The sequence below is a fragment of the bacterium genome (assembly GCA_030690305.1).
GTDB lineage: Bacteria > Patescibacteriota > Minisyncoccia > Phycocordibacterales > JAGLPS01 > JBBUCK01.
In genome coordinates this window covers 39,655-53,644 of the sequence record JAUYHB010000020.1, presented here as the reverse complement: position 1 = coordinate 53,644, position 13,990 = coordinate 39,655, and the positions used below count along the sequence as shown (strand labels likewise).

Sequence of the window (13,990 nt, the reverse complement as noted above, 5' to 3'; positions counted from 1 at the left end):
CGAAAGGTGTACAGAATCTGTAAGATTCAAATCCCGGTTCCCCGAATTTCAAGATAAAGACCTAATCGTGGACTAAATCCATGATCCTATCCTCAGTTTTTGTTTTTTTCCGCTATTTTATCCAAGAGAATTTTTTGTAAGGAAGGGAATTCAAAGTCTCTAAAAAACTTCATTTTTTCCTGAAGATTTTGAGAGAAGAATAATGGAATTGATTCACCAACTTCTTCAGAGAAACTTCGGTTGACGTGGCCTGTGGTTATTGCTCGCAACTCTCTTGTCTCGGTTTCCGATTCTTGGGTTGCTGTTGCAACAATTCCGGCAAGTTTTCCCTTCTCGTTGACCACTGCTCCCCCTGACGACCCTTTTTGAGAAACAATACTTCCACTTATGGAAAGCAGGTCAACCGTGGTCTCCTTGAAAGTAAAAATATTTGCAATATTATTTATGGTTGAAAGAATCGACAGACCATTTTCAATTGTTAATCCTCCCAAAAAGCCTGCGGCATATCCGGCAATGAGAACCGCATCATTTTGCTGAGGCTCATTCGTAAGCTCCATTTCAAGGTGGGGGAATACGCCCGGTAACTGTGAATTATTGGTTGTTTCTGTCACCAAAAGTAAGGCGTAATCGTTTTCTCCCGTACCCTTAGGATTGTCCGTGACGATACTCTTTGAGTTTTCCACTACCCATCTTTTTGAGATATACAGGAGAGAGGCTTTGTATTTTGCCGTTGCCGGACTTCCGGTTCTGATGAAGCAATCAACAAAATTATCAAGCAGAAAATATTGCCCTATATGGGCATTTGTGAGAATGACGCCCTTTTCGGACACAAAAACTCCGCTGCCGGTAATGGGCAGAAGACCTCCTCCTTTCGCAAGACAGAGAACATTTACCAAAGATTCTCGAGCCCTTGTGTTGATTGTTTCAAAGTCAATCGTGCTTTTTTCAGGTTGAGTTGCCACAATACTCACTTGTGGTTGCTCAGGCAAGTTTCCACTGGAGACCACGAGCATTTCAGGTTTTTCGGGAGTTTTCGTGTCTAAAACCGACTCTTTTTCTTTAATGGTTTCGGGGACTTTTTCTTCAGTTTCTTGTAAAAGAAAATCTTGTTTTTGGTCGGAAGCAGGTGTGGTAAATGAAAAATTTGTAGCGAGAGCAATAAAAAAGAGGATAAAAAATCGAAAAAATATGTTCATATGTTTGATTATAACAATCGGTAAAAAATTGCCCAACAACTGGATTTTTGCTACTATAGTTTTTACTTCGTCGAGCGAGAAGCGCCGCGAAAACTTCTAGGTTTCATGGTGTCCGAGCGACAACGAAGCAAAGGTGAATACCTTTATCTGCGGGTATAGTTTAGTGGTAAAACAACAGTTTTCCAAACTGTGGTCGGGAGTTCGATTCTCCCTACCCGCATAAAAACAAAATCCGCCTTCTGGGCGGATTTTGTTTTTTCCTCTAGAGAAAAATTTTACTTGACTGCATCTTTAAGAGCCTTGGCGGGTCGGAACTTCGGAACTTTCATCGAAGGGACCTGAATAGTTGCACCAGTTCTTGGGTTACGAGCTTGTCGCGCTGCACGTGTTTTGGTTGCAAAAATTCCCAAACCAGCTATCGAAACTTCTTCGCCTTTTGTCAAAGTTGAAACAATAGAGTCAATAAAAGCGTCTACAGCTTGTTCTGCTTGGGTTTTCGTTACGCCGATTTTTTCCGCGACAACGTCTACGATTGATTGTTTGTTCATAGATTCCTTGTAGGTTTACTAATAATTCTCTCGACCCCCTGGAACCCAAGCTCTAAGAACAGCGAAAAGCCTGAGTTAAGCCTTAAAGTAATTATATACAAGGGTTTTTCTCCCGCAAGGGCTTTACACAAAGGTTTTTTATTGCCTAGAGAGTGAGCGGAAAGAAAAATTCTTATTTTTACTTCCCGAACGAGCGACGGCAACAAAGGATTAATATCCTTTATCGTGCGAATTCAATAGCGCGCGTTTCCCTGATAACGTTTACCTTGATTTCACCGGGGTATTTAAGCTCCTGTTCTATCCGTAGAGCTATATCACGAGCCAGTTTTTGGGCATCGAGGTCGGAAATTTCCTCCGATCTCACGAAAATTCTTACCTCACGACCGGCGGAAATGGCGTACGCCTTCTCAACGCCGGAAAACGAATTGGCAACAGCCTCAAGGTCTCCAAGCCGTTTAAGGTAATTTTCCACGGTATCACGCCGCGCGCCTGGACGGCTTCCGGAAATCGCATCTGCGGCCTGCACAACGTATGATTCCGGCGTCTCATAGGGGTATTCGTCATGATGAGAACGCATCGCTTTGATAATTTTTTCATCGGCACCGAATTTTTGGAGTATACGGATACCTATTTCAACATGCGTTCCGGCAACTTCATGGTCAACCGCTTTTCCAATATCGTGAAGCAATGCTCCTGCCTTGGCAACATAGACATCGGCGCCTATCTCCTCGGCAATCATACCTGCGATATGCGCCATTTCAATCGAGTGCTGCAAAACATTTTGTCCGTAACTGGTGCGATAGTGGAGGCGTCCAAGAATGGCAACAATACGTGAGTCAAGATTGTACACTCCGCATTCATACACGGCCTGCTCACCCTTTTCTTTTATTGTTTCATTGATTTCCTGCTTTGCTTTTTCCATCATTTCCTCGATTTTTGCAGGTTGAATACGCCCGTCCGCGATAAGTTTTTCAAGAGCTACTTTGGCAACTTGACGTCGTACGGGGTCGAATGATGAGAGGGTAATAAGTCCCGGCGTGTCGTCAACAATAACTTCAATACCACTCGCGCGTTCAAATGCTTTGATATTCCTTCCTTCTTTCCCGATGATTTTTCCTTTTATTTCATCCGACGGAATGGCAACTGTTGTTGTCATGATGTCCGAAGAGACGGAGTTGGCATACCGGTGAATGGATGTCGTGAGTATTTCACGCGCTCTGCGCTCAAGCTTCTCTTTTCCAAAAGCCTCAAGTTTTTGCATCCGGACAAGAAGATCTTCCTCGGTTTCCTTCTCGACAATTTCCATAATTTCTTTTTTTGCTTCCTCCGCGCTTAATCGGGCCACTTTTTCAAGAGCGCCCTTTCGTTCGACTTCAAGAGCGTCTGTTTTTTCTCGAATCGTCTTTATTTCGGTGATTTTCTGCTTTATATTCTCGACTTCTTTGTCGATATCAACCTGTCGTTTATCGAGGAATTCTTCTTTTTTAACGAGACGCTCCTCGGTTTTTTTAAGACTGTCTTCTTTTCCCTTTATCTCTACCCGAGCCTCTTTTAGAGTTTCCTCGGCTTTCTTTTCTGCCTCAGCGGCAATGCGCGTGGCTCCGTCTTTCGCCTCAAGCAACATCTGCTTGATTCGCAGCTCCATGGACGTCTTGTTTCCCAGCGAGATAATCCATCGCAGGAAATAACCAAACGCCACTCCAAGGAGTGCTGCCGAAAGAGCGAAGAGAAGCGCTATTTTTAATGACATGGTAGCGTTACCCCTCGCTTTTTAGAATCCCAGCCTTATTACATTTAAGGAAATAGATAGAAAAACCTCTGATTTTAACGAATATCCTCTAGATCATCCAGATTGTCATCTTTTCTCCTCTGAGTGTGAAGGTAGGGGTGCATACCAAAAAGCGGAAGCGTAAAAATTAATTTGATTAACGCCCTAATAGTATAAGGTTTTTTCTGTTTTGTAAACGGGCCCGGTTTTTGCGAAAACCCCGCCGAGAGGCGGGGTTTTGTTATTGTCTAGCGAGTAAGTGGAATAAAAAAGCTCCCTTTTTTATTTCCGAACGAGCGACGACAACAAAAAGTTCAAAACTTTTTATTTTTGTTTCTTTTCAAGTACCATATCCGCGACTCCATATTTAACCGCTTCCTCGGCACTCATGAAAAAGTCGCGTTCCACGTCTTTTTCTATTTCCGAAAGAGATTTCCCCGTGTTTTTTGACATTATTTTATTAAGCTTGTCTCGCAGTTTGAGTATGTGTTTTGCCGAAATTTCAATGTCGGTTGCCTGCCCTTCTGCGCCGCCCAACGGTTGATGAATCATAACTTCTCCGTTTGGCAGGATGGCACGCTTGCCTTTTGCCCCGGAAGAAAGAATCCAGGCTGCTCCCGATGCGGCAAGACCGATGCAAAAGGTTTTAACGTCGGGTTTGATGTGGGTCATTGTGTCTATAATGGCAAGGGTTGCGGTAACGGAGCCGCCGGGAGAGTTGACATAAAGTTCCACATCCTTTTTAGGGTCTTCGGATTCAAGAAAGAGAAGCTGGGCAATGACGATGTTCGCCACGTTGTCGTCAATCGGCCCTCCGAGAAATATGATTCTGTCGCGCAAAAGGCGGGAATAGATGTCATATGCCCGTTCTCCAAACTGTGATTTTTCGATAACTGTTGGAATTAACATGGTTGTTTCAATGATTAATGTCAACACAATATAACAAGTTGACGATAATTTCAAATAACTTGCGCAAGAAGAATGCTTTGCCCATACTGACCCTATGCGCATTCATAGATTTTTTATTGACTCATCTTTTGCATCAAAAAAGACGCTTGATATAGAAAACACCGACACTCTTAATCAATGGCGGAATGTGTTTCGTTTTAAGGCGGGGGAGCGCGTTGTATTGTTTAACGGTTCCGGTTTTGATTTTTTATGTGAAATCTCCGTTTTAACAAAACAAAACGCAGTCCTTTCCGTTTTGAGCTCTCAAAAAAATATTGTCATACCAAAACGGGAAGTCTGGCTTTATTCCTCTCTTATAAAAAAAGATAAATTCGAATGGGTGGTTGAGAAGGGAACTGAAATCGGCGTGTCGCACTTTGTTCCCGTTATCTCCGAAAGAAGCGAAAAAAAGAATTTAAATCTCGAACGGCTGAAACGTATTCTTGTGGAGGCGGCGGAACAATCCGGGCACGCCGTGCTTCCAACCCTGCACCCGGTTGTTTCTTTGAAAGAGGCACTTGAGACACTTTCCGTACCCGCTATTTTTTTTGATGCTGCGGGGGCGGTGTTTACCCACTCTGCCTCAGAAAACACCGTGGCCGTATTTATCGGGCCGGAAGGAGGTTGGAGCGAGAAAGAAAAAGAAATCTTCGGAGAAAAAAATATTCCGTCGCTCAGTCTTGGCACAATGACTCTTAAAAGCGAAACGGCGGCTCTTGCCGCCGCCTCACTTTTGCTTATTGTCTAAACAACAACAAAAGGCTCGGTACTTTTTATTTCGGCGAGCGAGCGGTGTCGCGAGAGCGGTACTGTGCTCTCATGACCTGCGAGCGAAGACGAAACAAAGGTTAATTCCTCGGGGCTTTGCCCTGGGAATCTTTATTCGCTTTCTTTGGCGAGGCCTGATTCAAGAAACTCAAAAACCTTTTCGTTTCTTAAAATTCCTTTGACGTACACACGAGCCCGTTCCGGGTCGGCTTTCGGATAGTGGGAGAGAATATGTTCCACCTCCTTTTTCACCTGGTCTTCTTCCGGCTCTATTTTTTCTTTTACGGCGATTTCATCCAAAATAAGCTGGGTTTTAGCTCTTTTTTCTGCTGTCGGTCTCCATTCGTTTTTGAGCTCTTCCTCGGTTTTTTTTGTCTGCGCAAGGTAATCATTCCATGTGATTCCCATGTGCTCGACTTCGCCCGTAAATTGGGAAAGCATTTTTTCAAGTTCGTTTACAATCAAAATTTTCGGCAACGTTATCGAGGATTTTTTTAGAAGTTCGTCTATCGTTGCCCCTCTTTTTTTCTCTCTCGCTTTGATTTTTTTCTCGTACGAGAGATTTTCCTTTATTTTATTTTTAAAATCTTCAACATGCTCAAAATTTCCGAGGGATTTCACAAATTCATCAGTAAGCGCTGGAAGTTCGTTTTCTTCCGAAGCGTCTTTTTCTTTTTTCCCCGCTTTTTGTTTGCGTATTTCCTCAATGACGCGGTCGATTTCTTTCTCTTCCACCTCGACACTGTCTTTTTTCTCCATTTCGGTTTTAGCGATACGCATATAGTCGGGGAGCGTTATCGTCGGCATAACCGCAGTATGTAATTTGAATCCAAGGGGGTTTCCGGGGGCGAGTTTGGTGATATGAATATGAGGAAGCCCGATAGCGTTTATTTTTTCATTGAACAGAATAATCGGATATTCCTCCTGCAGAGCCATTTCCGCGGCTTCTTCAAGGAGGCGCATTTCTCCGACTTTCTTAACCACGATTTCAGTTGGCGCCTTGCCTTTGCGAAAACCGGGAATTTCAATTTCTTTTGAAATTGTGTCGAGCGCCTTATTTCTCAAATCGTTCATTCTTTGGGCGTCAATTTCACCCTCAATTTCCACTTCCGCATCCGGAAGCGCGGTCACTTTGATATTTTGGTAATGTGTTTTTTGTTCCGACATAATTAAGTTCTTAGTCTATCCGTTCTTCTTTTTGTTGTCTAGCAAAAACCACCCCGCTTGAAACGGGGTGGCGGGCAGAAATGGACACTAGAGCCCGGATGCTTCCAAATCGGAGTTTATTTGGTTGAGCTCGGCGTCAAGATTCTCAAGATCGGTGTTATCTATATCCGCTTCAATGGCAGTAAGGTCGTCCGATGAACTTTGGTTTTCAAGAGATTGAGTCATCGCATCATTCTCAAGCATTGGATCTATTCCGCTCCTGTCTACTCGTTGTCCCCAAAAATACATCCCACCGAGAACAATAATAATGACGACGATAATTATTCCGACGAGCGGTCCGACGGAAGAAGCCACTGGCTTGTTTGGGAGAGGATTTTGCATGTTATCCCTCGAATTCATGTTTGTATTTGAGATATTTTGGTTATCCATAATGATAAGAAATTAGTTTATTGATGGGGTAGTGGAAGCGTCCGACTGTGATTCCTTGACCATCTCCATAAGGCTTCCGATCGCTTTTTTCGCATTATCATGCGCGCTCTGTATCTCTCTTTTCGCTTCTTCAATAATAGTTTTCACATTTTCAAACGCTTTACGCATTTCTTCCGCAAGCAAACTTTCTTCAATTGCTTCCGGGATTTTTCCTACGAGTGCTTTTGCTTCGGAAATATCGGTTTTCATGGCTCCAAGATATGTTTCAGCCTCCGTGGTATCGATTCCGGTCACTTTTATTTTTTCGATTCGGGATGCGATTCTCTCGGCGATTTTCTCCATTCGTTCAATTGCGGCTCCCAGCCGTCTTTCCATTTGTTGGACAAAACCTCTTATTCTTGCTTTCAGTCTGTCTTTTATTTCTTTTGATAAAGCCTCACGGCGATCTTTTAGTGATTCTTTTTTCTCTTCCACATTCGTTCTGATGCCATCTTTTTTCTCTTGGATAGTTGCTCTACTCCTCTCCTTTTCGTCGGTTGTTGTTCCTGTCGCCGTATTTGTAATTTGGGCAAAAACACTGTTGCCCGCAAACAGGAAAGCGACAGAAGCTAAAACAAGGAATAACGATTTGCCGCACATTTGGATGTTCATAGTGTATACAGACGAATATTAAATTTATAACTTTCAAAACGGAGGGCTTACAAGAAAGGTGTTCTGAAATTATAAATAAAAAACCCCCGACAAACAATGTCGGGGGAGTGAAGAGTCACTTTTAAATTAAACTGTTAAAGCAGAAATGGCGCCAACAACAGGGCCACGATGTTCATTACTTTAATAAGAGGATTGATTGCCGGTCCCGCCGTGTCTTTGTACGGGTCGCCTACGGTGTCTCCTGTCACGGCAGCCTTGTGCGCCTCACTTCCTTTTCCTCCGAAATTTCCATCCTCGATATATTTTTTGGCATTATCCCATGCAGCACCTCCGGATGTCATTGAGATGGCCATGAAAAGACCCGAAATGATAACACCCATAAGTGCGCCGCCAAGGGCGATTGGACCGAGGAAAAAACCAACGAACAACACCGCCGCAATCGGCAAGAGGGAAGGAATAATCATTTTTTGCAAAGCTGCTTTGGTGACAATGTCCACGGCGCGGCTGTAGTCGGGTTTTGCCTTAAACTCCATAATGCCTTTTATTTCCCTGAATTGTCGGCGCACCTCTTCAACTACCGAACCCGCAACCTGTCCGACCGCTTGCATAGCAAGCGAGCCGAACAAATAAGGAACCGTGCCTCCAATGAAAAGGCCTGCGACAACCAACGGATCCCCAAGACTGAAAGAAATTTCTTTTCCGGCGCCTGCAAGTTCTTCGACATAGCCGGCAAACAATACAAGAGCGGCAAGACCCGCCGAACCAATAGCGTATCCTTTTGTAACCGCCTTTGTCGTGTTTCCAACCGAATCCAACGCATCGGTAATCGTTCTTACACCTTTGTCTGCGCCGGACATTTCCGCGATTCCGCCCGCGTTATCGGTAATCGGGCCGAATGAATCAATGGCAACAATAATGCCCGCAACCGAAAGCATTGCCGTGGCGGCAATCGCAATTCCCAAAAGTCCGAGTAAAGAATGACTCAATAAAATTCCCGCGACGATAACGATAATCGGTAAGAAGGTCGCTTCCATCCCGACAGCGAGACCGATGATGATATTTGTTCCGTGTCCCGAACGCGATGCTTCGGCAATAAGTTTAACGGGTCTGAAATTTTTTGCCGTGTAATAGTCGGTAATGACAACCATGGCAACGGTTACGGCAAGACCAATGCATGTGCTTAAAAATACCGGCCATGTTTCACCCGGGAAAAACATTGAACTTGCGAAGTAAAATAATCCGAGAGAAAGAAGAAGTGCCGCTCCCATACCCTTATAGAGTGCGCCCATAATATTTTGTGAGCTCGATAAACGGACAAAAAGTCCCCCAATAACCGAGGCAAGAATTCCCAAACCTCCCAGTACAAGGGGAAACCAGATTTGAGTGCCTGTGAATGTCATTAAACCGATAAGCATTGTCGCGGTAAGTGTGACGACATATGTTTCAAAAAGATCGGCAGCCATTCCGGCACAATCCCCGACGTTGTCCCCGACGTTGTCCGCGATAACCGCGGGGTTGCGTGGGTCGTCTTCCGGAATTCCCGCTTCAACTTTCCCCACGAGGTCCGCTCCGACATCGGCGGCTTTAGTGAAAATCCCTCCCCCAAGACGGGCGAAAACGGAAATCAAACTGGAACCGAACGCAAGGCCTATAAGAGATTTAACGTCTCCCGTATAAGCAAAAAATCCTGCGACTGCGAGAAGTCCGAGGGCAACAACGAGAAGCCCGGTAACCGAACCCGCTTTGAATGCAAGAGAAAATGACGCCCCGAGCCCTTGTTTGGCCGCTTCGGCGGTTTTACTGTTACTGCGAACCGAGATATTCATACCCACATACGCGGCAAGTCCGGAAAGGAAAGCTCCGAGAAGAAATCCCGTTGCCACAGTCCAATTAATCAAAAATCCGATAAGAAGAAAAAGGGCCACAGCAACTATTCCGATAGTTTTGCTTTGACGATTAAGATACGCGGACGAGCCCTCCTGAATTGCCTTGGAAATGGCGACCATTTTCTCGTTACCGGCGGGCTGGCGTCTGAGCCACAGAATAATATAGAGACTGTATAAGACCGCGATAGTGATTGGAGCGAATACGAGCCAGTATATTGTAGACATAACGTGTTAAAAAATAATTAATTATTACGTTTTAATTTTTTGATTTATTTCCGAACGAGCGACGGTAACTAAGGGTTTAATACTCCTTATACAGCCTCTTCTTTCTTCTCTGTTTTAACCGTTTCCGATACATCAACATGTTCACCGTCGGTTGCGGCAACGGACTCTCCTTGGGGAGATTGAATATCTATTTTCCACCCCGTTAATTTTGCTGCGAGCCTCACATTTTGTCCACCTTTGCCGATAGCGAGGGACTGTTGGTCTTCCGAAACCTCAACCCGAACCTTTCTTTCGTTCTCATCAATGATGGCCACACTTAATACTTTGGCGGGAGACAGCGCATCCTCAATAAACTGCTTCGGGTCCTCGGACCACTCTATAATGTCGATTTTTTCTCCACCCAATTCGCTCATAACGGTTGAAACACGAACACCACGCTGTCCAACCATTGAGCCCACAGGGTCCACATGCTCGTCTTTTGAATATACGGCAACTTTTGTTCGGGAACCTGCTTCGCGTGCGATAGCTTTAATCTCAACAACTCCCGCTCCTATTTCCGGAGTTTCAACTTCAAATAGTTTTTCAAGAAATTTCGGGTGTGAGCGGGAAAGACGCAAAAATACTCCTTTGGGAGTTTCTTCCACCTTATATAAATATGCCCTGATGCGTTCCCCGGGTCGGTAATGTTCTCCTCTGATTTGTTCTTCATACGGCAAAAAACCTGTTGCCCGTCCCATATCGACAAAAATATTTCCCCGTTCAACTCGCTGAACAGTGCCGCTTACGATTTCTTCTTCACGTTCCCCGAATTCTCCGAGTACGGATACTTTTTCGGCCTCTCTGATTTTTTGAATAATGATTTGTTTCGCGGTTTGCGATGCGATGCGGCCGAAATCTTCCTTTGCTTCAAGAGGAAAGATGATTTCTTCTCCGAGCTCTGCGTCCTTTTTTATTTTTTTCGCATCATTGAGGAAAATATGCTTCTCGGAATTAAAAACTTCTTTTACTTCACCCTCTTTACCTTCAATGCTTGTTTCTGTAACAGCCGCTTCCTCGTCCATGATGACCTGAGAAGGATCAACCACAATTTTTACCTGGTAGAAATTTGTTTCTCCGTTTTCCGCGTTGAAAGAGGCCCTGACAATTTGGCCCTTTTTTCCGTACTCTTTTCGGTACGCGGTTGCTAACGCCATCTCAATGGCTTCAATAACTTTTTCTTTTGGAATTCCCCGTTCTCCTTCAAGTTGCTGGAAGACCGAGTGAATGACTTTTAGATCAAATGACATACGTTATAAAAAAATGAGTCCGCCGTGAGGCGAACTTGATAATGCCTATATCATACACAATTAGCGCAATAAGTCAATCTGCGGCGCGGCTATGGTATAATTTTTGTACATATCGCTCCATGCACATTGAGGAAACCCAATTAAAAGAATTTATCCTTGATTCCGACCTGATTTCTCGGGAAGATTTTGAGTCCGCGGATAAAAAAGCATCCGAGCGCAAAGTAAGCGTCGGTCAATTACTCGTGGAAGAAGGAAAAATTACCGATGACGACCTGAGGAAGATTCAGGCGCATATTCTCGGTATTCCTTTTGTGGACTTGAAGGGAGAAAAAATAAATTTTGACGTGCTTTCTCTCATCCCTGAGCCCATCGCGCGCAACCACAATATTATTCCTTTCCGGGTCGCGGATAAAACTCTTGAAGTCGCAATGCTTGATACCGAAGACCTGGCGGCTATCGACTTTATCAAGAAAAAAACCGGTTTAAAAATTCTTCCGCGGCTTACCGACAAGGAATCGATGAAAAGTGCTCTGTTGCAGTATCAAAAGAGCCTCAAGGCGGAATTTGGCGACATTATTCAAAAGGAGGCGACCTCTCTTAAGATGATTTCGGAACAGGGGGGGGAGGGAGATGCGTCGGAAAGCGACCTGAAGAAACTTGCCGAAGACATTCCTGTCATCCGTATTGTCGATACACTCCTCAAACACGCAATTATTCAAAATGCCTCTGACATTCATATTGAACCGATGGAAGAACAGTTGCTTGTCCGATACCGTATTGACGGTTTGTTGCATGATGCCATGGTACTTCCCAAAAACAGTGCACCCTCCATCACCGCCCGTATCAAAGTGCTTTCAAATCTTAAACTTGACGAAAAACGTCTTCCGCAAGACGGGCGTTTCAAAATCGAGCTGAACGGTGAAAATGTGTCATTCCGCGTATCCACGCTTCCGACATATTTTGGTGAAAAAACCGTGATGCGCGTGCTCCGCGAAAGCGTTTCCGGGTTCACCCTTGAAGCACTTGGTTTTCACGGAGAGGCGCTCGAGAGTATTCATACCGCAATGAATCTCACGACGGGAATTATTTTAACCACTGGTCCGACGGGTTCAGGAAAAACAACAACTCTGTATACGATGCTTGATATTCTCAATACCCCCGATGTGAATATTTCAACCATTGAAGACCCGATTGAGTATCAAATGAAACGAATCAACCAGACGCAGGTAAAACCGGAAATCGGATTTACGTTTTCAAGCGGCTTGCGCACGCTTGTCCGTCAGGATCCGGACATTATCATGGTTGGTGAAATCCGCGACGGTGAAACGGCTTCTCTTGCCGTTAACGCCTCTCTTACCGGTCATTTGGTTCTTTCAACTCTGCACACAAACTCGGCTGCTGGAGCCATCCCTCGTCTTGTTGATATGAAAGTCGAACCATTCCTTCTTGTGTCGGTTTTAAACATCGTCATTGCCCAACGTCTCATCAGAAAACTTTCAGGTGCAAAAGAAGAGTATTTCCTAAGTAAGAACGAAATTAAATCTCTCGAAAGTTCCGTTGATATGGAAAAAGTTCTAGGTTTTCTCAAAAAGGAAAAAATTGTCAAAGAAGACGTCGATTGGTCGCAAGTTCCTCTGTATCATCCAAAAAAATCCGCGGATGCTCCGGACGGATATGCCGGTCGCATAGGAATCTATGAAGTGCTCCGAGTGACTCCTCCAATTAAGGATCTTATTATTAAAGGCGCGCCGGTGCAGGCCATAGACGATCAGGCAAAGAAGGAGGGCATGATGACCATGATTGAAGATGGGCTGTTTAAATCCGCACAGGGGCTTACCACCGTTGAAGAAGTTTTGCGGGTCGTCTCCTCGGAATAATTTTATTTTCACAATGCCACTATTCACTTTCAAAGCCATAAATAAGGAGGGACAGTCCTATGAGGGAACAATGGAAGCCCAAGACCGTGCCGGCGTGTACCAAAAAATAAAAAATGACGGGGAAGCGGTTGTATATGTCCATGAAATCGGGCAAAAAAATTCTTTTCTCAGCATGTTTCGCCTTGGAAATATTTTTGCCGGTAAAGTCAAAACACAGGAGAAAATACAATTTGCCCGCAACCTCGGTTCAATGATTGACGCCGGACTCTCGGTTTCCCGTGCCCTTTCGGTTTTGGAACGACAGACGAAAAACAAGAAACTCAAGGAAGTGCTCGCGGAGCTCATTGCATCAATTGATAAAGGAGAGACGATGAGTCAGGGAATGCAAAAATTTCCGGATGTATTCACCTCGCTCTTTATTTCCATGGTTAAGGCGGGAGAGGAAAGCGGAAATATGTCGCAATCCCTCAAAGTCATTGCCATGCAAATGGAGAAAATATACACCTTACAGAAACGCATTCAGGGGGCCATGATGTATCCGGCGGTCATTGTCGCGCTGATGGCCGTGATTGCCGTTCTGATGCTTGTATTTGTTGTACCTACCCTTACTTTAACGTTTAAAGAGCTTGGCGTTGAGCTTCCTCTTTCCACGCGTATTCTCATCGGAGTGAGCGATTTTTTGAGTAATAATTTTATTCTCACTATTCTATTTGTTGTTCTTTTCTTTTCTTCCATTACCGCTTTTGCCCGCACCAAACAGGGCTCGCGTCTTATTGATGTCATTATGCTCAAAACGCCCATCATAAACGGTCTTACAAGAGAAATAAATTCGGCGCGCACCGCACGAACACTTTCCTCCCTTCTGTCTGCCGGCGTCGATTTGATTATTGCCATACGTATTACCGGGGACGTGCTGCAAAACTCTTTCTACAAGGATCTTTTGAAAAAAGCGGAGATGCAGGTTGAAAAAGGAGAAAATATTTCCGAAGTGCTTTCCCAGCGAACCGACTTGTATCCGATTTTCGTATCCGAAATGGCAAGTGTCGGAGAGGAGACGGGGAAATTGACCGACATGTTCATGGGTGTTGCCCAGTTTTATGAAGACGAAGTCGACCAAAAGACAAGGGACATGTCGACCATTATTGAACCGCTTCTCATGATTTTTGTCGGAATCGGTGTCGGGTTCTTTGTTTTCGCCATGATCGGTCCGACGTACTCGCTTGTCGATGTTATTCAGTAGA

At 44.6% G+C, this 13,990-nt stretch carries 12 protein-coding genes and 1 tRNA gene; 4 read left to right on the top strand and 9 right to left on the bottom strand.

Annotation, left to right across the window (positions count from 1 at the left end; translation table 11 throughout):
- Positions 1 to 92 precede the first annotated feature (92 nt).
- Positions 93 to 1,196, bottom strand: coding sequence for a serine protease (locus tag Q8O71_02030; GenBank protein ID MDP2705160.1), 1,104 nt, complete (start codon positions 1,194 to 1,196; stop codon positions 93 to 95).
- Positions 1,197 to 1,345: 149 nt separating this feature from the next.
- On the opposite strand from Q8O71_02030, the gene Q8O71_02025 reads away from it, so the two are divergent.
- Positions 1,346 to 1,416 (top strand) — tRNA-Gly (locus Q8O71_02025).
- A gap of 55 nt (positions 1,417 to 1,471) precedes the next feature.
- Here Q8O71_02025 and Q8O71_02020 read toward each other — a convergent pair.
- The 3 genes from Q8O71_02020 to clpP all read right to left on the bottom strand — a co-directional run bounded on the left by Q8O71_02020 (position 1,472) and on the right by clpP (position 4,421).
- Entirely contained in the window at positions 1,472 to 1,744 is a 273-nt protein-coding gene (locus Q8O71_02020) for an HU family DNA-binding protein (GenBank protein ID MDP2705159.1), read from the bottom strand.
- Positions 1,745 to 1,964: 220 nt separating this feature from the next.
- Positions 1,965 to 3,494, bottom strand: coding sequence for a ribonuclease Y (gene rny / locus Q8O71_02015; GenBank protein MDP2705158.1), 1,530 nt, complete (start codon positions 3,492 to 3,494; stop codon positions 1,965 to 1,967).
- Positions 3,495 to 3,836: 342 nt separating this feature from the next.
- The gene (gene clpP, locus Q8O71_02010) at positions 3,837 to 4,421 is read right to left on the bottom strand and encodes an ATP-dependent Clp endopeptidase proteolytic subunit ClpP (protein ID MDP2705157.1); all 585 of its coding nucleotides are present in this window, start codon (positions 4,419 to 4,421) and stop codon (positions 3,837 to 3,839) included.
- Positions 4,422 to 4,515: 94 nt separating this feature from the next.
- Between clpP and Q8O71_02005 the strand changes: the two genes are divergently transcribed.
- Positions 4,516 to 5,208, top strand: a complete 693-nt coding sequence (locus tag Q8O71_02005; protein ID MDP2705156.1) for an RsmE family RNA methyltransferase — start codon at positions 4,516 to 4,518, stop codon at positions 5,206 to 5,208.
- A gap of 131 nt (positions 5,209 to 5,339) precedes the next feature.
- On the opposite strand, the gene Q8O71_02000 is transcribed toward Q8O71_02005, so the two are convergent.
- The 5 genes from Q8O71_02000 to nusA form a co-directional block, all read right to left on the bottom strand.
- Entirely contained in the window at positions 5,340 to 6,395 is a 1,056-nt protein-coding gene (locus tag Q8O71_02000; protein MDP2705155.1) for a trigger factor, read from the bottom strand.
- 87 nt (positions 6,396 to 6,482) lie between these two features.
- Positions 6,483 to 6,776 carry a hypothetical protein gene (locus Q8O71_01995; GenBank protein ID MDP2705154.1) on the bottom strand — a complete coding sequence of 98 codons (294 nt, stop codon included), beginning with the start codon at positions 6,774 to 6,776 and terminating at the stop codon, positions 6,483 to 6,485.
- A 60-nt stretch (positions 6,777 to 6,836) separates the two neighbouring features.
- Complete coding sequence (locus Q8O71_01990; protein MDP2705153.1) at positions 6,837 to 7,475, bottom strand: hypothetical protein; 639 nt, start codon at positions 7,473 to 7,475, stop codon at positions 6,837 to 6,839.
- Between the two features lie 134 nt (positions 7,476 to 7,609).
- Positions 7,610 to 9,586: a sodium-translocating pyrophosphatase gene (locus tag Q8O71_01985; protein MDP2705152.1), complete on the bottom strand. Its 1,977-nt coding sequence runs from the start codon at positions 9,584 to 9,586 to the stop codon at positions 7,610 to 7,612.
- A gap of 86 nt (positions 9,587 to 9,672) precedes the next feature.
- Entirely contained in the window at positions 9,673 to 10,872 is a 1,200-nt protein-coding gene (gene nusA / locus Q8O71_01980) for a transcription termination factor NusA (GenBank protein MDP2705151.1), read from the bottom strand.
- A 119-nt stretch (positions 10,873 to 10,991) separates the two neighbouring features.
- Here nusA and Q8O71_01975 point away from each other — a divergent pair, with 119 nt between their 5' ends.
- On the top strand, positions 10,992 to 12,749 hold the full coding sequence (locus Q8O71_01975) for a GspE/PulE family protein (GenBank protein MDP2705150.1): 1,758 nt from the start codon (positions 10,992 to 10,994) through the stop codon (positions 12,747 to 12,749).
- Between the two features lie 70 nt (positions 12,750 to 12,819).
- A complete protein-coding gene (locus Q8O71_01970; protein ID MDP2705149.1) occupies positions 12,820 to 13,989 on the top strand; it encodes a type II secretion system F family protein in 1,170 nt (389 codons plus the stop codon).
- Position 13,990 lies beyond the last annotated feature (1 nt).

Coding starts and splice junctions, on each gene's coding strand:
- Q8O71_02030 (MDP2705160.1), bottom strand. CDS start 1,196: ATGAACATATTTTTTCGATTTTTTATCCTCTTTTTTATTGCTCTCGCT.
- Q8O71_02020 (MDP2705159.1), bottom strand. CDS start 1,744: ATGAACAAACAATCAATCGTAGACGTTGTCGCGGAAAAAATCGGCGTA.
- rny (MDP2705158.1), bottom strand. CDS start 3,494: ATGTCATTAAAAATAGCGCTTCTCTTCGCTCTTTCGGCAGCACTCCTT.
- clpP (MDP2705157.1), bottom strand. CDS start 4,421: ATGTTAATTCCAACAGTTATCGAAAAATCACAGTTTGGAGAACGGGCA.
- Q8O71_02005 (MDP2705156.1), top strand. CDS start 4,516: ATGCGCATTCATAGATTTTTTATTGACTCATCTTTTGCATCAAAAAAG.
- Q8O71_02000 (MDP2705155.1), bottom strand. CDS start 6,395: ATGTCGGAACAAAAAACACATTACCAAAATATCAAAGTGACCGCGCTT.
- Q8O71_01995 (MDP2705154.1), bottom strand. CDS start 6,776: ATGCAAAATCCTCTCCCAAACAAGCCAGTGGCTTCTTCCGTCGGACCG.
- Q8O71_01990 (MDP2705153.1), bottom strand. CDS start 7,475: ATGAACATCCAAATGTGCGGCAAATCGTTATTCCTTGTTTTAGCTTCT.
- Q8O71_01985 (MDP2705152.1), bottom strand. CDS start 9,586: ATGTCTACAATATACTGGCTCGTATTCGCTCCAATCACTATCGCGGTC.
- nusA (MDP2705151.1), bottom strand. CDS start 10,872: ATGTCATTTGATCTAAAAGTCATTCACTCGGTCTTCCAGCAACTTGAA.
- Q8O71_01975 (MDP2705150.1), top strand. CDS start 10,992: ATGCACATTGAGGAAACCCAATTAAAAGAATTTATCCTTGATTCCGAC.
- Q8O71_01970 (MDP2705149.1), top strand. CDS start 12,820: ATGGAAGCCCAAGACCGTGCCGGCGTGTACCAAAAAATAAAAAATGAC.